The sequence below is a fragment of the Herminiimonas contaminans genome (assembly GCF_015645465.1).
Taxonomy (GTDB): Bacteria; Pseudomonadota; Gammaproteobacteria; order Burkholderiales; family Burkholderiaceae_D; genus Oxalicibacterium; species Oxalicibacterium contaminans.
Genome location: NZ_JADOEL010000001.1, coordinates 160,433 through 180,110, shown reverse-complemented (window position 1 = coordinate 180,110; position 19,678 = coordinate 160,433). Strand labels below are relative to the sequence as shown.

17 protein-coding genes are annotated in these 19,678 nt (G+C 54.3%); 9 read left to right on the top strand and 8 right to left on the bottom strand.

Annotated features, from left to right (window positions below; all coding sequences use genetic code 11):
• Positions 1-8: 8 nt before the first annotated feature.
• Together IXC47_RS00805 and IXC47_RS00800 are read right to left on the bottom strand one after the other, a co-directional pair.
• The gene (locus tag IXC47_RS00805; protein WP_175625125.1) at positions 9-929 is read right to left on the bottom strand and encodes an AAA family ATPase; all 921 of its coding nucleotides are present in this window, start codon (positions 927-929) and stop codon (positions 9-11) included.
• 167 nt (positions 930-1,096) lie between these two features.
• On the bottom strand, positions 1,097-2,122 hold the full coding sequence (locus tag IXC47_RS00800; RefSeq protein ID WP_407651057.1) for a transporter: 1,026 nt from the start codon (positions 2,120-2,122) through the stop codon (positions 1,097-1,099).
• A 332-nt stretch (positions 2,123-2,454) separates the two neighbouring features.
• Between IXC47_RS00800 and ylqF the strand changes: the two genes are divergently transcribed.
• Complete coding sequence (ylqF, locus tag IXC47_RS00795) at positions 2,455-3,366, top strand: ribosome biogenesis GTPase YlqF (protein WP_195874422.1); 912 nt, start codon at positions 2,455-2,457, stop codon at positions 3,364-3,366.
• A gap of 122 nt (positions 3,367-3,488) precedes the next feature.
• On the opposite strand, the gene groL is transcribed toward ylqF, so the two are convergent.
• Positions 3,489-5,135 carry a chaperonin GroEL gene (groL, locus tag IXC47_RS00790; RefSeq protein WP_175625127.1) on the bottom strand — a complete coding sequence of 549 codons (1,647 nt, stop codon included), beginning with the start codon at positions 5,133-5,135 and terminating at the stop codon, positions 3,489-3,491.
• A gap of 106 nt (positions 5,136-5,241) precedes the next feature.
• Positions 5,242-5,532 (bottom strand): co-chaperone GroES, encoded by a 291-nt coding sequence (gene groES / locus IXC47_RS00785; RefSeq protein ID WP_012080503.1) that lies wholly within the window; start codon positions 5,530-5,532, stop codon positions 5,242-5,244.
• 427 nt (positions 5,533-5,959) lie between these two features.
• Here groES and IXC47_RS00780 point away from each other — a divergent pair, with 427 nt between their 5' ends.
• Both IXC47_RS00780 and IXC47_RS00775 read left to right on the top strand, forming a co-directional pair.
• Entirely contained in the window at positions 5,960-7,621 is a 1,662-nt protein-coding gene (locus IXC47_RS00780) for an inverse autotransporter beta domain-containing protein (RefSeq protein ID WP_195874421.1), read from the top strand.
• A gap of 450 nt (positions 7,622-8,071) precedes the next feature.
• Positions 8,072-8,656 carry a hypothetical protein gene (locus IXC47_RS00775; RefSeq protein ID WP_195874420.1) on the top strand — a complete coding sequence of 195 codons (585 nt, stop codon included), beginning with the start codon at positions 8,072-8,074 and terminating at the stop codon, positions 8,654-8,656.
• A 40-nt stretch (positions 8,657-8,696) separates the two neighbouring features.
• Here the strand turns inward: IXC47_RS00775 and IXC47_RS00770 are convergent, their stop codons facing one another.
• The 4 genes from IXC47_RS00770 to IXC47_RS00755 are packed head-to-tail and all read right to left on the bottom strand — an operon-like array spanning position 8,697 to position 12,698.
• Positions 8,697-9,812 (bottom strand): oxamate carbamoyltransferase subunit AllG family protein, encoded by a 1,116-nt coding sequence (locus IXC47_RS00770; RefSeq protein WP_195874419.1) that lies wholly within the window; start codon positions 9,810-9,812, stop codon positions 8,697-8,699.
• Between the two features lie 35 nt (positions 9,813-9,847).
• Positions 9,848-11,056: an amidase gene (locus IXC47_RS00765; protein ID WP_230089328.1), complete on the bottom strand. Its 1,209-nt coding sequence runs from the start codon at positions 11,054-11,056 to the stop codon at positions 9,848-9,850.
• Positions 11,053-11,436 carry an oxalurate catabolism protein HpxZ gene (hpxZ, locus tag IXC47_RS00760; RefSeq protein WP_175625131.1) on the bottom strand — a complete coding sequence of 128 codons (384 nt, stop codon included), beginning with the start codon at positions 11,434-11,436 and terminating at the stop codon, positions 11,053-11,055. Before hpxZ ends, IXC47_RS00765 begins: the two co-directional genes overlap by 4 nt.
• Positions 11,433-12,698 (bottom strand): amidohydrolase/deacetylase family metallohydrolase, encoded by a 1,266-nt coding sequence (locus IXC47_RS00755; RefSeq protein WP_195874418.1) that lies wholly within the window; start codon positions 12,696-12,698, stop codon positions 11,433-11,435. The genes hpxZ and IXC47_RS00755 overlap by 4 nt, the downstream gene beginning before the upstream one ends.
• A gap of 178 nt (positions 12,699-12,876) precedes the next feature.
• On the opposite strand from IXC47_RS00755, the gene IXC47_RS00750 reads away from it, so the two are divergent.
• The 6 genes from IXC47_RS00750 to IXC47_RS00725 all read left to right on the top strand — a co-directional run bounded on the left by IXC47_RS00750 (position 12,877) and on the right by IXC47_RS00725 (position 19,653).
• Positions 12,877-13,392, top strand: coding sequence for a MarR family winged helix-turn-helix transcriptional regulator (locus IXC47_RS00750; RefSeq protein WP_175625133.1), 516 nt, complete (start codon positions 12,877-12,879; stop codon positions 13,390-13,392).
• Between the two features lie 681 nt (positions 13,393-14,073).
• Positions 14,074-16,473 carry a xanthine dehydrogenase family protein molybdopterin-binding subunit gene (locus tag IXC47_RS00745; protein ID WP_230089327.1) on the top strand — a complete coding sequence of 800 codons (2,400 nt, stop codon included), beginning with the start codon at positions 14,074-14,076 and terminating at the stop codon, positions 16,471-16,473.
• Positions 16,470-17,288 (top strand): FAD binding domain-containing protein, encoded by an 819-nt coding sequence (locus tag IXC47_RS00740; protein ID WP_195874417.1) that lies wholly within the window; start codon positions 16,470-16,472, stop codon positions 17,286-17,288. The genes IXC47_RS00745 and IXC47_RS00740 overlap by 4 nt, the downstream gene beginning before the upstream one ends.
• Positions 17,285-17,821, top strand: a complete 537-nt coding sequence (locus IXC47_RS00735; protein ID WP_195874416.1) for a (2Fe-2S)-binding protein — start codon at positions 17,285-17,287, stop codon at positions 17,819-17,821. The genes IXC47_RS00740 and IXC47_RS00735 overlap by 4 nt, the downstream gene beginning before the upstream one ends.
• Positions 17,811-18,425, top strand: a complete 615-nt coding sequence (locus IXC47_RS00730; RefSeq protein WP_195874415.1) for an SRPBCC family protein — start codon at positions 17,811-17,813, stop codon at positions 18,423-18,425. Before IXC47_RS00735 ends, IXC47_RS00730 begins: the two co-directional genes overlap by 11 nt.
• Positions 18,426-18,495: 70 nt before the next feature.
• Entirely contained in the window at positions 18,496-19,653 is a 1,158-nt protein-coding gene (locus tag IXC47_RS00725) for an ABC transporter substrate-binding protein (RefSeq protein ID WP_195874414.1), read from the top strand.
• Positions 19,654-19,678 lie beyond the last annotated feature (25 nt).

The following is a 19,678-nucleotide window of genomic DNA, read 5'->3' as shown; positions in this document are numbered from 1 at the left end:
ATCCCGCTTCAGACGCTGACCGACCTCATTAATTGCAATACCAGGTCGCGACTGGCGAGCGCGCTGGCGCTGCCAGTTTTGAGCGGACGCAGGCGGTGTGCAGTGACGGGCACCAGCACTGCTTGCACATCTTCCGGAATCACATGATTGCGTCCTTCGAGTGCGGCCCAGGCACGCGCTGCCTGTAACAATGCGATCGTTGCGCGCGGACTCAGGCCTTCGGCAAACATGCCGTTCTGGCGCGATGCTGCGGCCAGCGCCTGGATGTAGTCTATGAGTGCGGTAGAGACGTGGATGTTCTTCAGTTCGGCTTGTGCCGCCAGCAAGTCGCTGGCTTGCATCGCCATCGGTAGTGATTTCAATAAGGTGCGTCTGTCTTCGCCCATCAGCAAGGCGCGTTCCGATGCAGCATCCGGATAGCCGAGTGACAAACACATCAGGAAGCGATCAAGCTGCGATTCCGGCAAGGGGAAGGTGCCGAGCTGGTGTGTAGGATTTTGGGTGGCGATGACAAAGAACGGTTCCGGTAATGCGCGAGTCAGGCCGTCGGAAGTGACTTGCCGTTCTTCCATCGCTTCCAGCAATGCAGACTGCGCTTTCGGCGTCGCACGATTGATTTCATCGGCCAGCAAGACTTGCGTAAAGATAGGACCGGGGTGGAATACAAAACCGTTTTTCTCTCTATCGAAGATAGAAATACCAACCACATCGGCTGGCAACAGGTCGCTGGTGAATTGCTGTCGGTTGAATTGCAGGCCAAGCGAGATCGCCAATGCATGCGCTAATGTGGTCTTACCTACGCCGGGTAAGTCTTCTATGAGTAGATGACCGCCAGCCAGCAGACAGACCAGCGCCTGGCGTATCTGCACATCCTTGCCGACCACAATTTCGCCTACTTGCCTGGCGACTGCATGCACTTTTGCGAACATTCGATTTTCCGTCGTTAATGAGCGCCATAGCGACGCGGTGAGGGCGAGTTTCAGATTCTATGCGAAATCACTTGCTTTGACGCGAGCATAGTTAGCACTGAAAGCACCTGGAAATTGAACGAATGTTCGTTTATGCACAAGATGTGACGCGCAAGATGTGACAGTCGTTAATCCTGCTTCTGTTTGCGTATCACCAGCCAGCCGACGATGGCGGTACAGGTGGGGACTATGCCAGCCACTATCCAGAAGCCATAGCTGTGCTCGGCAAAGGGGATGCCGCCTACGTTCATGCCGAGCAAGCCGGTAATGATATTGATAGGCAGCGCCAGCACGGTCACGATGGTCAATACGTAAAGGCTGCGGTTGTTTTCTTCGTTGACCTGGGCTGCGATTTCTTCCTGCAGCAATTTGATGCGTTCCTGTAGCGAACTCATATCGCTCAGGACCACAGTAAATTCCTCGGTAGATTGGCGTAACTCTTGTGCTGCCAGTTCGGCGACCCAGGTTGGTGGCTTTTGCAGCAAGCGGAACAGGGCGGCCGGTTCCGGTGCCAGCAAGCGTTGCAGGCGTACCAGGATACGGCGCAATGCGCCGAGGTCGGTGCGTTGTTTATTCACTCTGCCGGAGAGCAGGGTGTCTTCTACTTTGTCGACCCGTGCGACGGCATCGCGCACGATCTTGACCAGCACATCAGCCTGATCGCGCAGCAGATGCACCAGCAATTCGACCGAGGACTGTATCTGGTCGCCGTGTTCGACTGCCTGGCGCAGGCGTTCGATAGATTTCAATGGCGTGCGGCGGGCACTGATGACGACATTCTGCGTGACGTTCAGCCACAAGGTCGCGATATCGGCTGATTCAAAAGAGAAGCTGTGCAGCACATCATTGACGACTGCAATCAGGGTGTTGTCGGCCTGCTCAATCCGGGTTGAGCGTGAACCATCATGCAAAGCTTCGTTGAACTCATCGGCGACTTGCGCATGCTCATGCATCCACTTTTCGCTGGCGGTATTGCTCAGGTTGAAGTGCAGCCAGATGAATTCGGCCGGATCGTGCTCTTGTACACCCAGCAGCCATTCAGCGGCTTGGACCGAGTTGATACGGCTCGCTGTCACGCCTGGCTTGAAGCGGAAACCCCAAATCAGACCGGATGGATCCGAGCCATAGCTGAAACCAGTAACGCCTGTCATCATTTATAGGGGGGGGGCTGGATGTGAGGTGATTTCTTCACGTGGCAGGTCAGGCCGCGCAATAAGTCGGCTGACGGGCCAAGAAGGTGCACGAGAGGTGCGTTTCTTGCAAGGTCGGATAGGGCTGGCAACATTACTCGGGAATTGGTCGGGGCCTTTATTTGCGCCGGTCCCCGTTAGCGCTAGCGGATGCCAGTGTGCATGCCGGATATGACGCGCGTATGACAATTTCACCCATTTAATGCGTGGAATATGACGAAACCCGGTCTGCCCAGCCGTTGAGGGGGCTGTGAGCAGGTAAAATAGCGGCTTGCTTCCCTCAGATAAAGTCACGCATGTCCATACAATGGTACCCAGGTCACATGAACGCCGCCCGCAAGAAGGCGGCGGAAGCCATGGAAAAGACCGACATGATCATCGAGGTGCTGGACGCGCGCGTACCGCAGGCCAGCCGTAATCCGATGATCGAAGAGCTGCGCACCTTCCGCCAGCGTCCTTGCTTAAAGATATTGAACAAGAGCGACCTGGCCGATCCGGTCGCGACCAAGAAATGGCTGGATTTTTATAACAACCAAAAGAATGTGCACGCGGTCGCTCTCAGCTGCAAGAAGCCGTCCGACGTGGCCAAGATTCCCAGCCTGTGTCTGAAGATTGCGCCGCATCGTGGCACGCCGCTCAAGCCTTTGCGTATCATGATCATGGGCATCCCTAACGTCGGTAAATCGACGCTGATGAATGCACTGCTGAAGAAGCGCGTGGCCAAGGTCGGCGACGAACCGGCGGTGACCAAGACGCAGCAGCGCCTGTATCTCGGCAACAATATGGTGCTGACCGATACCCCGGGCATGATGTGGCCGAAGATCGAGCATCCTAGCGATGGCCTGATGCTGGCAGCCAGCCATGCGATCGGTAGCAATGCCTTGATTGAAGAAGAAGTGGCGACTTTCCTCGCCGATGTAATCCTGATGCACTATCCACAGTTGTTGACAGCTCGTTACGGTTTTCCGACCGAAGGTATGGACGGCGTCAGCGTGATTGAAGGTGTGGCCTTGCGTCGTGGTTTCCGTATCAAGGGTGGGGAGCTGGATCTGGAGAAAGCGGCGCACACTTTCCTGCAGGATTACCGCGTCGGCGCAATTGGTCGCGTCAGCCTGGAGACTCCGGAGAGCCGTATAGCCTTGCTCGCCAGCTATAAACCACCGCCATCGTTGAGCGATGTGGAAGATGAAGTGGATGAAGAAGAGTAAGCGCAAACATAGCAGTACAAACAAAAAGCCCGCAAGGCATAAACCTTGCGGGCTTTTTGATGTGCAGATAAACGCATGGTGCTTCGGCATCGTGCAGCACGATACCGAAAGCAGGTCGGCAATTACATCATGCCGCCCATACCACCCATGCCGCCCATACCGCCCATATCACCCATGCCGCCTGCTGGTTTGTCTTCGACAACTTCAGCAACCATGCAATCGGTGGTCAACAACAGGGCAGCGATCGAAGCAGCATTTTGCAATGCCGAACGGGTCACTTTAGCTGGATCCAGCACGCCCATTTCAACCATGTCGCCGTAGGTACCGTTGGCAGCGTTGTAACCGAAGTTACCTTTGCCTTCCAATACTTTAGCAACAACAACCGAAGCTTCTTCACCGGCGTTTTGTACGATCATGCGCAGCGGTTCTTCCATTGCACGCAGAACGATACGGATACCAGCGTCTTGATCCGAGTTGTCGCCTTTGATGCTGATTGCAGCACGTGCGCGCAGCAGGGCAACGCCACCGCCAGGAACGATACCTTCTTCAACAGCAGCGCGGGTTGCATGCAGAGCATCTTCAACGCGTGCTTTTTTCTCTTTCATTTCAACTTCGGTAGCAGCACCGACTTTGATCACTGCAACGCCGCCTGCCAGTTTGGCAACGCGTTCTTGCAGTTTTTCACGGTCGTAGTCCGAAGTTGCTTCTTCGATTTGCGCGCGGATTTGTTTAACGCGTGCTTCGATGTTGATAGCTTGGCCGTTACCGTCGATCAGCGTGGTGTTTTCTTTGCCGATTTCGATACGTTTAGCCTGGCCCAATTCTTCCAGAGTGATTTTTTCCAAAGTCAGGCCGACTTCTTCAGCAACAACCTGGCCGCCGGACAAGATAGCGATATCTTCCAGCATTGCTTTACGACGATCGCCGAAGCCTGGAGCTTTCACTGCGCAGGTTTTCAGGATGCCGCGGATGTTGTTCACAACCAGGGTTGCCAGTGCTTCGCCTTCGATGTCTTCTGCGATGATCAGCAGTGGACGGCCAGCTTTAGCAACTTGTTCCAATACCGGGAGCAGGTCACGGATGTTGGAGATTTTCTTGTCGCACAACAGGATGAACGGATTGTCCAGGATAGCGGTTTGCTTTTCTGGGTTGTTGATGAAGTATGGCGACAGGTAGCCACGGTCGAACTGCATACCTTCAACGATGTCGAGTTCGTCGTTCAGGGATTTGCCGTCTTCAACAGTGATGACGCCTTCCTTGCCGACTTTTTCCATCGCTTCAGCGATGCGCTCGCCGATCGATGCATCGCTGTTAGCGGAGATCGAACCAACTTGAGCGATTTCTTTGGTGGTGGTGCATGGCTTAGCAATGGCTGCCAGTTGTTCGACAGTTGCTGCAACAGCTTTGTCGATACCGCGTTTCAGATCCATTGGGTTCATGCCGGCTGCAACGTATTTCATGCCTTCGCGAACGATCGCTTGTGCCAATACGGTTGCAGTGGTGGTGCCGTCGCCTGCGTTGTCGCTGGTGCGGGAAGCCACTTCTTTCACGAGCTGTGCGCCCATGTTTTGCAATTTGTCTTTCAGTTCGATTTCTTTAGCGACCGAAACACCGTCCTTGGTGACGGTAGGTGCGCCGAACGAACGTTCCAGAACCACGTTACGGCCTTTAGGGCCCAGGGTTACTTTAACTGCGTTGGCCAGAACGTTAACGCCTTCGACCATCTTGGCACGGGCTGCGTCGCCGAAAATTACTTCTTTAGCTGCCATGTTGATTGCTCCTGATTATTCGTTGAGTGACTGAATCACTGAATTCCGACTAGGAATGAAACCGTTTCGAGCTCTGCGGCACGGCCGCCACGCTCGAGAAACAGGATCACTTTTGTACGATTGCCATGATGTCTTCTTCGCGCATCACGAGAACTTCGTTGCCATCAACTTTGACGGTTTGGCCAGCATATTTGCCGAACAAAACGCGGTCGCCGACCTTAACGTCGAGTGGGCGTACTTTGCCGTCTTCGAGGATTTTGCCGTTGCCGATTGCCAGAATTTCACCTTGATCAGGCTTTTCAGCTGCTGCTTCAGGAATGATGAGGCCAGACGCAGTTTTTGTTTCCTGGTCGAGGCGCTTGACGATGACGCGATCGTGCAAAGGACGAAGGTTCATACAAACTCCTTAGTTTTCAATAGGTTATGGTGATTTGCGGCATCAAGCTGCAAAGCTAGCTTTACAGTGCATACATGCCGCACTAGAAAGTTGGTCGTACGGGAAAAGTTGTTAGCACTCTCGCCCGGCGAGTGCTAAGTATATGGATGCTTGTTGGATAATTCAAGTGATCAGTAAAGGAATATTGAGGAGACAGTACCGAAATCCATTTATCTCTATATAGATAGGCATGGTGCAAATGGTCAATTTAGCTAGAAGCTCATTCAATATATAAAAGACAATTTTCCGGTCGAAATCAGTAGCAAATATTTCGTGATTAATGATCCCTGGTTTCTCAAAACAACACGCTACAACAAGCTTGTTGCACTTCTTGCGCCTGTTTGTAAAATGCCATTAGAAAAAATAACAAACGCTACAGGGAGTAGTAATGAGTCGCTTGAAATCCAACAAGCTTAGGATTGCTGTATCCGTATTTTCCGCTTGCGTCGGTACCGGAGCATACGCGCAGAATGCCGGGCAAGAGAAATGGAGTACTTATCTCGACCTGGAAGGCAAAGTCGGATCCAAGCGTGACATCGGCGAAGCGAATCTCTTTATCCCTGTAGTACAAGATGCGCGCTCACTTTATTTTGCGAACGTTCGTGCGCGTCTGGCGAATGGTGGCGATTTTGAAGGAAGCCTGGGCGGTGGTATGCGTCATATGCTGGAGACCGGATGGAATCTTGGTGCGTATGGCTTTGTCGATAGGCGCAGAACTACTTATAACAATTCCTACGATCAGGCGACATTAGGTTTTGAGGCACTCGGGTCTCAGTTCGATTGGCGCGCTAATGTCTATCAGCCCTTTGGTAAGAAAAGCACCACCTTATCCAGTGTTAACACAGGATCGGTGTCTGGTGGTTCTCTCTTTGTAACCAGTACGGTGCAGGAAGAGCGCGCACTACCTGGCTTTGATGTGGAGGCCGGATGGCGTCTGCCTATCTTCGACGAAGAAGATACGCGACAGGTGAGAGCTTACCTCGCGGGCTATCGATTTTCCGATGACGGGATCAAGGTACAAGGCACCCGTGTGCGAGCCGAGTATGTGATGGCTGACTTCAGCAATACGTGGAAGGGCGCGCAGTTAACCATAGGTGCGGAGTACCAGGACGATAATGCTCGCGGCAGTCAGAGTTTCGTTGCACTGCGCTTGCGCATCCCATTGGGGAGCGCTGCTTCCTCTGCGCAACGGATGAAGGCGCAGGAGCGCCGTATGACTGCGCCGGTTGTGCGCGATGTGGATATCGTCAGCCAGGTCAGTACGCGACAAATTGCGTCTGAAAAAGCGTCTACGACGGCTGGCGGGCAGACGATAGTTGCTCTTTCCAGCGAAACGACCACTGGTGCATCTCTTCCCGGTGAAGTGGCGGCTGCGGGTAGCAATAGCACAGTAGTGTTGGCGGGCACATTCAATACCACTGCTTCTACAGTGCTCCAGAATGGCCAGACACTGATAGGTAAAGGCTCGCTGGATGTCGTTACCGCAAGTGGAAGGACCGTCACTACGTCATTGCCTGGCGCAACCATTAACTCATCGTTTGCTTCCTTTGGCGCCGGCACCAGGGCGACTGTTGCTATGGCTAACAACAGCACCATCAGCGGCATGAACATAGTTTCCACCGATGTCGCCGGAAGCGGGGTGAACTATCGAGGCATCAATACCATAGGTGTAAGCAATGTACGTATTCTGGATAACACGGTATCGCTAGCATTAAATAATTCAGTGGGCAGTAGTTCTACGGCGCTGGGAGTTGAGAATTCGACCAACGTTATCATCGGTAACAACTCAGTGAGCGCATATAACCAGAATTCCAACGCAGCGGCGCTCGTTGTACTCGATTCGAGTGTGCAAATATTTAATAATCGCCTGTCTGCCCAGGGTTCAAGCCCCGCACATAGTTTTGCCGTTCTGCTGGCGGACACTACAGGATCTGCTCTTACTGTGTTGCCTAACTCGACGGGCAACGTCATTCTGAATGGAGCATGCGATATTCCGGTCGCCACGCCAATTGGTGCTGTTCATATGGTGGACGGTACGACTTGTCCTTAAATATTGCTAACATCGTTTTTTCAATTGCTTGATTCCAGGTTTAACTTAGATGCTTTTTCTATTCACTTCGCGAGGTGTTACCACTAAGGTTGGATATGGACGCAATTAGTATTTGGAGGGCACTGCAAGTATTGCATCCGGAAAGAACTGAGCGGTTGTCTGAGATAGTTGGCCCTGTGTCAGGCACTCCAGAGAGTTTTATTATCCGTTTGGACAAATTACGTCAGGACGCGGTCATTGCAAATGATCGATGTGGTTACATCGGAAATCCTTATGAACAAATTGCGGAGGATTTCGAGGTACTTGTGTGCGTTGCTAAGAGAGATTTTTAGTCTAGGTAATCGCTTAAAATATATGTGCTCGAATGCGTAAGCACTTTGAACATGGTAGACATTGGCAGATTGTGGATTTCTCGTTCAGATAAATTATAGACCTTGAAGGAAGTGCCGTATGTCTTGGATACCTATGTACGCAACGAAGAAGGATATTGCCCAGCTCGTAGAGTACCTGAACGGTTCTGAGGAGATTGCATTCATTGTTTCGAACGGTACAAATCAATGGATTGCAGTAAACAGTGTCGAGACTCTTGAGCCAGGAAAACATTGGCTTTGGCACGTACCTAGCGGTGCATTACCTTTGGCGCGTATGGGTGAACCGTATGGAGAGATTGAGGATCCGTTTGAAGGATGGACCGCAACATATGCCACAAGGGATCCTTCGGTGCCGTACTTTGGTCCTGGCCATCCTGGCGTATTCAGTCTTGAAGTGCGACGGGAGCAACTAGCCAAGGATGGTACTCATTACATTCCCATGAGTAGCTTTGGATGGATTGGAAATCGCTATCGCATAATAGGATTTCCGGCAAACCCGGCCACAGAAAAATATTGGAAGGTGCTAAAACGCTGGATGAAAAAAACCAGCGTTCAGGTACCACGTGGCGGTCCTGGCGGCGAGTACAAACCTGAGATATGGGCATTTGAAGATGCTATGGGCCACTTTGCGCAGGGCGCTAAAGGTGTCATGAATCCTTTTTAATGTAGGTTCTTACAAATCTCGTAATTTGTGTAGAGGACATCTAAATCGATGCACTCGGATCCGCAAATAACTCCGTAGACACCTCAAACACCCCTCGTCCTATCAAGCCCGCTTCCGCTGCGTGATCCAGTATCGCCAGATTGACCATGGGCGCGCAGTCATTGCTCAGTATGCTTTTCAAATCGACGATGCCGCTGCGCGCGTTCACGACTTGTGATCTGTGCATGTGCAAATCTTCCGGCAGGTACTGCGCCCAATCCCGCGCCAGGCTGGGCACGTAAGCCAGCGCTTGCGCGCCCAGTCCAGAGAAGTCGATGACGGCGCTGTCGCCTATCGCTCCCAATGCTGCCGTGAGCTCATGTCCGGCAAAGCGTGTGCCTTGTGGTGGGGTAGCGGGTATGGTTTGCCAGGTTGATGTATCACGCAAGCGATAACCGAAGGCGAGGCCGTTGCCACCGGCGGCGACGATGTGACCGGTTTGTTCAAGACGTAGCGAGCACGCCGCCATCAGCAGCGGCAGTACGAAGCCGGGGTTGGCGAGTATGACTTGTCGGTCACGCGCATGCAGCGCATCTAGTTGTGCTGCCAGTGCCGCATTGGCACGTGCAGTAAGTGCATGACATTCTTCGCCGCCTTGCAAGGCGTAGTGGATAGCTTGCGACAGCGCGGGTGGATGCGCTTGCACGACTGGCTTTAATACATGCATGCCGAATTGCGACAGCAGTTGTAGTTGCGCACGCGTACTGGCTACCGGCTTGCCGAAGCGCAGTGCAGGCGCTGGTCCTTCGACCAGTGGTGCATAGCGTGCGCTGTCATTGCTGCTGACGACGAATAGCGGCATGGAGGCTGAGACCACTTGTGCCAATGGCGTGACCAGGCCGTGATCCTGTGCCGGTAACAGCCTGACCTTGCCTTGTGACAGCAGTTCTGCTGCGGCACCATGATCGTCAGCTAGCCCTTCGAACAGTATGGCTTCAATCGCCGCCTGCCGGATCGGTGCGGGTAGTACACCTGTCAACGGCGGGCCAGCATGCAGCAGTACATCGGCTGAAAGTTCAGGCAATGCCTGTGTACGCAGCTGCACATCGGTCCAGCGGATGCCGTCGTAGCGGCTGGCTATTTGTGCGATTTCTTCATCGAACTTGCTGGTAGTCATGGCTGTTCTCCGTGAGGGTTCAATTCGTAATAGGTTCAACTTGCAATACGAGCCTGTAACTGTTGCGCTGCATGCAGAACGATTTCATCGCAACCACGGCCACCGATGATGGATAGTCCTACCGGTGCGCCGTTGACCTGTATCCACGGCATGCTGAGTTGCGGCAAGCCGGCCAGCCCCGCGATGCATAGCAGTTGCTGCGAGCGCATGCGTATATCGTCGACTGCAGCAGCATCGGCGGCGAGTAGTGGCGCAGGTGTCGGTACGGTCGGGATGACGATGACTTTATGCTGGTCATCGAGGATGTGATTCAGCGCACGGATGGCGGCTACCCTGATTTGTTGCGCGCTACGGACTTGCCCGGCAGTGACGCCGGAAGCAATGTCGAAGCGGCGACGGATATCTTCGCCCAGCTCATCTGAGTGGCGTGATACCCAGACGCCGTGTTCCATCCATGCTTCCGACGCTTGCAAGGTACGGAAGGCGGCAGCCCAGTTACTCAGTTCCAGCGCGCTCGTTACCGGCACAAAATCTGCCTGCTCGCTTTTCAACTCATTGAAAGCCTGCAGCACGGCTGGGTCTAGCAGATTGTTGATGACAGTATCGTTGAGTGCGAGGAAGACTGGTTCCGTGTCGGTGGTTTCTGCATGCGCCAATGCGCAGAAAGTTTGCTCCAGGTGTTGCAGATTACGGGCGAACCAGCCGACTGTATCAAAGCTATGCGCCAGCACCAGGCAACCATGTCCGGATAGTCGGCCATGTGTAGGTCGCATGCCCCACACCCCGCAGTAGCTTGCCGGTAGCCGCACCGAGCCACCGCAATCGGTACCTAGTGCGACATCGGCCAGGCCAGCTGCAACTGCGGCGACTGAGCCGGAGGACGAACCTCCGGGTAGGCGATCCGGGCTGGCCGGGTTGCGTGGCACGCCGTAGTGCACATTGATACCGGCGAGGCTGTAGGTGAGTTCGTCGGTTAGTGTTTTACCGACGAAGGTGGCACCGCCGGACAATAGGCGTTCGACTGCGGTTGCATGTTTATGTGCAACCTCATGGTCGGAGAACCAGACCGGATTACCTGCACCGGTGCGCGTACCTGCGATGTCGAATACATCCTTGACGGCAAAGCGTATGCCTTCCAGATTATTGCTGACTGGACGATGCGCCTGTAATGCATAGCCATAGGCCTCCGTCAGGAAGGCACCGCCGGTATCCGGTTGTAGCTGACTCATGAGCGGGATGTTCATTTGACGTCCATCCAGCTCACGTGGGCAGCGACAACATGCCAGCCATCCGGGAATCTCACCCAGGTCTGGGTTTGCCGACCTATGCGTGTATCACCATTTTTGCTGAAGGTGATGTTGGCGACTGCGCAGTCTGTACCGAAGGTGGTGACATGTCGGCTGGTGACCGTGCGTGCCAGGTTGGCGGCCGGACGTTGCGAACGGAAGTCACGGATGGCATCGTAGCCGACCAGGTTTTCCGTTGCGCCATAACGCAGCGTGGCGTCGTTGTTCCAGAACAGTTCGTCGAGTTTGGCGACATCGTTACCGACTAAAGCCTGTTCGTAGGCATCGAAGGCCAGCTCGACTTCTTGCAGGGTAGGGGCGTGGTTGATATCCATCATGCCGCCTTTGCGACTGGAAGTATGGTCGCGTTGGAGTCAAAACGTTCACCGGCGCGGTAGCAGCAGACAGGGAAGAGCATGCGGTCAGTGATGACTTGTGTGCCTTCGTTATCGTGCAGTGCCCAACGGCCGCGCTGGTCTTCCATCACGCTGACGTCTGCTACGCCACCTACTTTGAGGGTGCCAATTTCATCTTCCAGGCCTGCCAGTTTGGCGGCATTACTGGTGACCATTGCCACCACATGATTGAGTGGCAGGCCGACGGCCAGCATGCTACTCATCGCCGAGACCAGGCTGAAACGTTCATTGCCCTTGAAGATGTGCACGCTTTCATCCGGATGCCAGTTGGGTGTGCCAGCCGGTGGTGGCACGATGGTGTTGTAACCGTGCATGTCTGCGCCCAGGGTATCCGGAATGACGCCGGCGTCGAGCACGATGCGCGCGGTTTTGAAGCTGAAGTGCGAGCCGTGGCCGACGTCTATCTTGAGGCCGCGCGCGATCGCTTCTTTCACCATAGGGTGGATGGAGCCGTTGACTTCGACGAAGCCACCCGGATGGCGGCTGAACGGATGGGCCAGGATGTCGCCGGGTTTGAGCATATCGACGACCTGATTGAAGATGCTGTCCGGATTGACCGGTGAGCCGCCGTCCTCCGGTTTCGGCCACAGTTGACCAAAGTGTATATAGACAGGCAGTGCAGCTTCGCGTCCGATCTGCGATGCGATGCGCATCACATCGACGCCCCAACGTGCAAAGCCGCCAACTTCTGCGTGTGCCTTCAGGCCGCGCACGATGTCGCTATTCTTTTTGGCGGCGGTAACGGTTGCTTCTACATCCAGGCAATCAGGGCGATACAGCTCAGGATAGAAGTGTCCTTCCAGACCACCGACCAGATAGGCCGACATATACGAGAGCACGCGGGTTTTCGATGGCTCGATCACATATTGGCGGAAGCCGGGCAGGGTAATGCAGCTGGCACCACCCTGGTCGACGATGGTGGTAACACCTGAATACACGCCGCACATATCAGCATTGAGGCCGAAGCGACCGGTTACGCCCTGGTATACATGGCCATGCGTATCGATCAGGCCTGGGGTGACCAGTTTGTCGCGGCAATCCACTACTGTTGTCTTACTATCCGGAGGCGTGATGTCACGATCGATTGCGGCTATGACGTCATCCTTGATCAATATATCGAATACACCATCGCGGTTGGCCTTGGGATCAATGACGCGGCCGCCCTTGAGAAGAATATGATTCATGGCAACTCCTTTAAGTTAAATAATATGTGGTGCACCGCATATTCTATGCCAACTTTAAATAAATGTGGTGCACCACATTTATGATATATTTTTATTGCCGTTTTTGTTGTGGATTCACATATACTCCTGATTTGTGGCATACCGGATTCCATCCTGTTCCCTTATATACCGACCATTCATGAATAAGATTGAAGAAGCAGCTTTTCCCTCTCTGATGAGCGATATGGAGTCAGTCCAGGCGCGTTCCCTGTTATTTACCCGTCCCGGGTTTTTGATACGCCGCCTGCACCAGATCCATAGTGCCTTGTTCACGGAAGAGACGCTGGAACACAACATCACGCCTGTGCAATACAGCCTGTTGACTGCACTGGAAGAGTACGGCGAACTGGATCAGAATTCATTGGCGCACCATATTGGACTGGAGCGCACCAGTGTGGCCGAAGTCTTGCCACGCCTGGAGCAGCGTGAGTTGATTGTGCGCAGCCAGTCTGAACACGACAAGCGTGTGAAGTACGTCAAGCTGTCGCGCAAGGGACGTGCGCTGGTAAAGAAGATGCGTCCTGCCGTACAGCGCGCGCATGACCGCACTATAGAGAATCTGTCGCCGGAAGAACGTCAACTGTTTATATTGCTGATGGTGCGACTGGTTGAATCGGAGGCCACTGATCGTGTGCCTTTACTCAAAGCCCGTTAATATTTTTCTATTTTTCAAAATGCGCTGCATTGCACTGCAGCGTGCAATTTCTCATTTGCTTTGAGATGATGACTCACGTTTGTTGTCGTCATGAGTAATCGCAGTGTGAGCATGTTGTTGTACCGAGTTAGTCGCTCACTGAAAGTTTGAAGAGATACAAAGTAGTGCGCAAGTGTCGTTGTTGTTGCACCTTTTTGAAACAAATTTTTTCCAATTTGATGCAAAGCGCGTGATTTTCATGTACAACAGCAAATATCGGTATTTATTCAAGAATCTTGCTTGATTAAAGTCCAATAAATGTGCTGTACCACATAAATTGAAATTTGATATTGTTTATTAAAATCAATTGCTTAACTTATGTTTTGCCTGACATGTCTGTGTAGTTGGCATGGTCGTTGCTAAAGGTATTCGGTAAGTTTGAAGTATGTGGACCTGGCTTGAAAAAGCGCATTTAAGTTGATGTTTGGTATTCAGTATCACGACAGTTGCACAGTGCCCGGTCGATTAGCGGCACTCTGAAATAAAATCGTAGTACAGCGCATAGGAGGTGAAAAATAATTCATGCTCGTAACGCAGAAATGAATCACACATAACAACATAAATGTGGTATGCCACATAATTATTGGAGATGCAGGGAATATGAATTTAATTTCAGTTCCCGGCAACGTTCAGGAGATATCGATGAATGATCTGGTGATGCCCGAGCTGCTCACGCAAGCCGGTACCGATCAAGGAATTGGTCGCGAAGTACTGCGCAAGGAAGACAAGCGACTCTTATTGGGTCAGGGCAAATATGTCGGCGATATGCGTATGCCGGATATGCTCGAAGTCGCATTCGTACGCTCACCCGTGGCGCATGCCCGTCTCGGACAAATCGAGAAGCCGCAAGGCGTGGAGCATCTGGTCTACACGATGGCAGACATGACTGGTGTGCGTCCCATCGTCGCGGCATCCTCATTGCCCGGTTTCAAACTCTCGGCACAATATCCACTTGCGCAAGACAAAGTACGCCACGTCGGTGAACTGGTCGCAGCCTGCATCGCGCCGGATCGCGCACAGGCGGAAGATATCGCAGCGAGTGTGTTCGTGGATTACCAGGAGCTGCCGGTGATGGCAGATATGTACGGCACGCTGGAAAGCGATACACGCGTACATGACGACTGGAGCGAAAACGTCTTTGCCGAAACCAATATAGATAAACGCGTCAGTGCTACCGATGAGGCAGTGCACAGTGTCAGCCGCAAGTTGCGCATGGCGCGCCAATGCATGGCACCAATGGAAGGTCGCGCCGTGCTGTGCTTCTGGGATACCCGTGTCGACCAGCTGATCATGTACTCGGCCGCGCAAGTGCCGCATATCAATCGCACCGGCCTGGCTGAATGCCTGGGTCTGGACGAAGGACAAATACGCGTCATCTCACCGGATGTCGGTGGCGGCTTTGGTTATAAGGGTATCTTGCTGCCGGAAGAAATCTGCTGCGCCTGGCTGGCGATACAATTGAAACGTCCTATCCGCTGGCTGGAAGACAGACGTGAACAACTAACTGCGAATGCCAACTGCCGTGAACACGGCTATGACCTTAGCGTCGACGTCACCAGGGACGGACGTCTGGCCGGCATACGTTGTGATGCAGTCGTCGATTCCGGTGCTTACTCATCGTATCCATTCAGCGCCTGCCTAGAAGCGGCACAGATCGGCTCCATCCTGCCTGGCCCTTATGTAATGGATAGCTTTGTTTGCCGCACCCGTTCTGCTGCGACCAACAAACCTCCTATCCTGCCGTATCGTGGCGTCGCCCGCACTGGTGTCTGTTTTGCGCTCGAAGTCATGCTGGATATTGCAGCGCGTGAGCTCGGTATAGAGCCGCATGTATTGCGTGCCAAGAGTCTGGTGCCTGCATCGGCTATGCCTTACGCAAATATCACCAACAAATTATTCGACTCCGGCGATTACACGACCTGCATGAATAAGGCGGTCGAGGCGATCGACTGGGATGGTTGCCGCGCCCGCCAAAAGGAAAGACATGCTGCGAATGGCACAGATCCGGCGCAGAAGCGTCTTGGTCTCGGCATGGCGGTGTTCTGTGAGCAAGGTGCGCACGGCACTTCGGTTTATCACGGTTGGGGCATCCCTATGGTGCCGGGCTACGAGCAATGCACGGCACGCTTTACGCCTGACGGCATACTTGAACTACGTATCGGTGTGCATTCGCATGGTCAGGGACTGGAAACCTCGATGGCGCAGGTTGCCCATACAGTACTCGGCATCGATATCGCCAAGGTTCGCGTAATCCACGGCGATACCGGCATGACACCTTACTCGACCGGTACCTGGGGCTCGCGTTGCGCGGTCATGGCTGGTGGTGCAGTCGGTACTGCTTGTGAACAACTGGCTGAACGCGTCAAGGTCATGGCCGGTGTCTTGCTCGATATCGACGCCAGCCTCATCACCCTGAAAGACGGCACGGTCGGTGTGCAGGACAGCGTTAAGCGTTTGCCTTTATCCGAGATCGCACACACCTGGTATCGCGCTCCGCAAAAACTACCGGTCGGTGCAGTCGATCCGGGTGGGCTCGAAGTGGTAGCCGGTTACAAGATGATGCCGGACGCCGGTACCTTTAGCTATGCCTGCCATACCTGTCTGGTGGAAGTCGACACCGCGACCGGTCATGTCGCCATCCTCGATTACGTGATTTGTGAAGATGGCGGCGTGTTGCTGAACCCGATGATCGTCGAAGGCCAGATATATGGTGGCCTGGCGCAGGGCATAGGTACTGCCTTGTACGAAGAAATGCCATTCGATAGCGAAGGCCAGCCGCTGGCATCGACGCTGCAGGATTACCTGTTGCCGGGTGCCGGTGAAATGCCACCGCTCAAGATGCTGCATATGGAAACCCCAAGTCCGAACAGCAAGTACGGACAAAAAGGCATAGGCGAGGGCGGTGCGATTGCACCACCGGCCGCCATCATCAACGGCATCAACGATGCACTGTATGAGCTGGGTGCTGAACTATTGCAGTGCCCGGCCAATCCGCGCCGCGTATTGGAAGCCATCGCCGCAGCGCAAGGAGCACAAGCATGAAACCTTCCGCCTATAGCCTGATCAAGGCCGACGACCTCGCGCAGGCATCTGCGCAGCTGGCTGAAAACGGCTGGGGTAGCAAACCAGTCGCAGGTTGCCAGTCCCTCGGTGCGATGCTGAATCTGCGTCTGGCACAACCAGAATCCTTGCTGGATCTCGATGCGTTTGAATCGCTGCGCGCCGTCACCGATACCGGCGACGCGATACGTTTCGGTGCGATGACCACACATGCCGCGATCGAAGACCAACGCGTACCTGACCCTAGCCAGGGCCTGATGCCTTACGTCGCACGCGGCATCGCCTACCGTGCAGTCCGCAATCGCGGCACCCTCGGTGGCAGCCTGTGCCACGCCGATCCGGCCGCTGACTGGATTAGCACCATGCCTTTGCTGGGCGCGACGCTGCACGTGCTTGGCCCGTCCGGTCAGCGCGATATCGCGGCACGCGATTTCATGAGCTCCGCTTACGAAACACAACTGGTCGACGGTGAAATCCTGGTCGCAGTCAGCGTACCTAAACGCACTACCAGCATGCAGTGGTCGTATCGCAAGTTATGCCGCAAAACCGGTGAACTGTCGCATGCGATGACTTCAGGCATCCGTGACAGCAGCGACGGTACCGAACGTGTAGTGATCGGTGCATTGGACGGTGCGCCGTTCGTGGTCGAAAGAGCGGGCCTGATGACTGAATTGCTGCAAGGCGCAGTACGTGAACAGATCGTGCGGCAGGCTGCGCCCGAGCTGGAACTTGATCGTCGCCACACCTTGATGGAGATGTTGAGGCTAGTGGCATTGGATATGGGGAAAACACGATGAGCGCATTACCAATAGCATTTCCGGAGGTGGAAACCACCGCCGTGGAGCTGACTATCAACGACCGTTGCTACCAGCTGACCCTGCAACCACGGACTCATCTGGCTGATGCCTTGCGTGACCACTGCGGCCTGACCGCGACGCACGTCGGTTGCGAGCAGGGTGTATGTGGCGCCTGCACCATCGAAGTGGATGGCGCACCACAACGTAGTTGCCTGCAATCGGCGAAACGCTTTGAAGGCAAGCAGATACGGACGCTGGAAGCGTTTGATGATGACCCTTTAATGGCCAGGCTGCGCGCGGCGTTCTCCGCCGAGCATGCATTGCAGTGCGGTTATTGCACGCCCGGCATGTTGATGACAGCACGCGACATCGTATTGCGTTTGCCTGAAGCCGATGAGGACAGGATACGTGAAGAATTGGCGGGCAATCTGTGCCGCTGCACCGGTTACTTCGGCATTGTGCGCGCGATCCAGCGTGTGCTGCGCGAACGCGACTCAACAGTTTCATCTCAGGAGATCACTCATGCAGCTTGAACAATCATTTCATATCGCAGCACCGACCGACTCCGTGTGGAAAGCTTTCCACGATATCGAATTGCTGGTCGATTGCCTGCCCGGTGCATCTATTAATAAAGAGGCGACAGCGACCGAAGAAGGATCGATACCTTTGTTGTTCAAGGTCAAGCTCGGTCCCATCGCGGCCAGCTTTGCCGGACAGGGACGCCTGAATCTGGATGAAGCATCGAACAGCGGCGCCATCATCGGCACGGCAGTCGATGCGCGCAGCAATAGCCGCGTCAAAGGCGAAGCCAGTTTTACCGTCAGCTCAGTCGCAGGCGGTGGCACCGATGTGCAGGTCAAGGTAGATCACAGCATCACCGGCTCACTCGCACAATTCAGCCGCGAAGGCATAGTCCGCGCACTGGCTGAACAGCTGACCAAACAATTCGCCGAGAACCTGCAGGCGCGCCTGCCACAACCGGTAAGCGCGAGCGACGTACACGGCAGCGGGGTCGCCGATATGGCGGCCGCCGCTCCGGCCAAACCGCGCGCAGCGCAAAGAGATACGTCGTCGATAGACCTCTGGACCCTACTTAAAGCGTGGCTGGCTGGTTTGTTTTCCAGTCGCCGCAATTAATCGCACTGAACCCACACTCTGAACTGATCAATCAGATATTCACTCACTTCGGACACTAAGGATATTTACTATGAACTGGCAAACTTCAAAATCATGGGCCGCCTCTCTTGGCTTCGCCATGCTCACCGCTACATCTGCCTATGCGCAGGAAACCATCAAGATCGGCGTCAGCGAACCACTGACCGGCCCGGTCGCGGCTTCCGGCACCTACGTCACCAACGGCGCACGCATTGCGGCCGACTACGTCAACCAGAACGGTGGCGTGCTGGGCAAAAAGCTGCAGCTGGTGATCGAGGACAACAAATCCAATCCGCGTGAAGCAGTCAACTCGGTAGAGAAACTGATTTTGAAAGACAAAGTGCCGGTCCTGATGGGCGCATGGAGCTCCACCTTCACACTCGCCGTCATGCCTAAGCTGATGGAATACGGCGTCCCTATGGTGGTAGAGACTGCGTCATCGAGCAAGATCACCACTGCAGGCAATCCTTGGGTATTCCGCACCAGTCCTACTTCGGCGATGGAAGCCAAGGCCTTTGCCAAGCTGATCGACAGCTACAGCCCGGCTATCAAGAAAGTTGATTTCCTCGCTGTGAATAATGACTGGGGCCTGGGTGCCGCGGTTGAATTCAAAAAAATGCTGGAAGCCAAAGGTATCGCCATCGGTCGTACCGAAACCATGACACCTGATATGACCGATCTGTCGGCACAGCTCGCTGCATTGAAAGGTAGCGGTTCCGATACCGTCATCGTGACGTCGGGCATCGAACAACTGACACTGGCGATCCGCCAGGCTGGTGAACAGCGTCTGCCACAACGCATCATCACGACCGGCGGTTCCTTTCCTGAGCCACTGCTGAAGACACCTGGCCCTAAAGGTTATGTCAGCCAGCATCTCCTGTTCTTTGCCCCGTGGGCACCAGAGCGTGCGAAACATCCTGCGATTGCCAAGGCATTCATGGATGGCTGGAAAGCGCGTGGCCTGGAATTCGCTGGCCAGACCGAGGGCTTCCGTGGTTTCGACGCGATCCTGACGATCGCCGAAGCGATCCGTGTTTCGGGCAAGGCAGAACCTGCAGCCATCCGTGATGCGCTGTGGAAGGTACAAGTACAGGGCGCGAATGGCGATATCGCCTTCGGCAAGGAAGGTCCTGCCGGTAAGGAAAGCGGGCAGGCGGCACCGAACGTCTATGTGGTCGAACTGAAGGACGGCCAGGTATCGGTTAAATGACGAGCGTGAACAACGCCGTCGAATA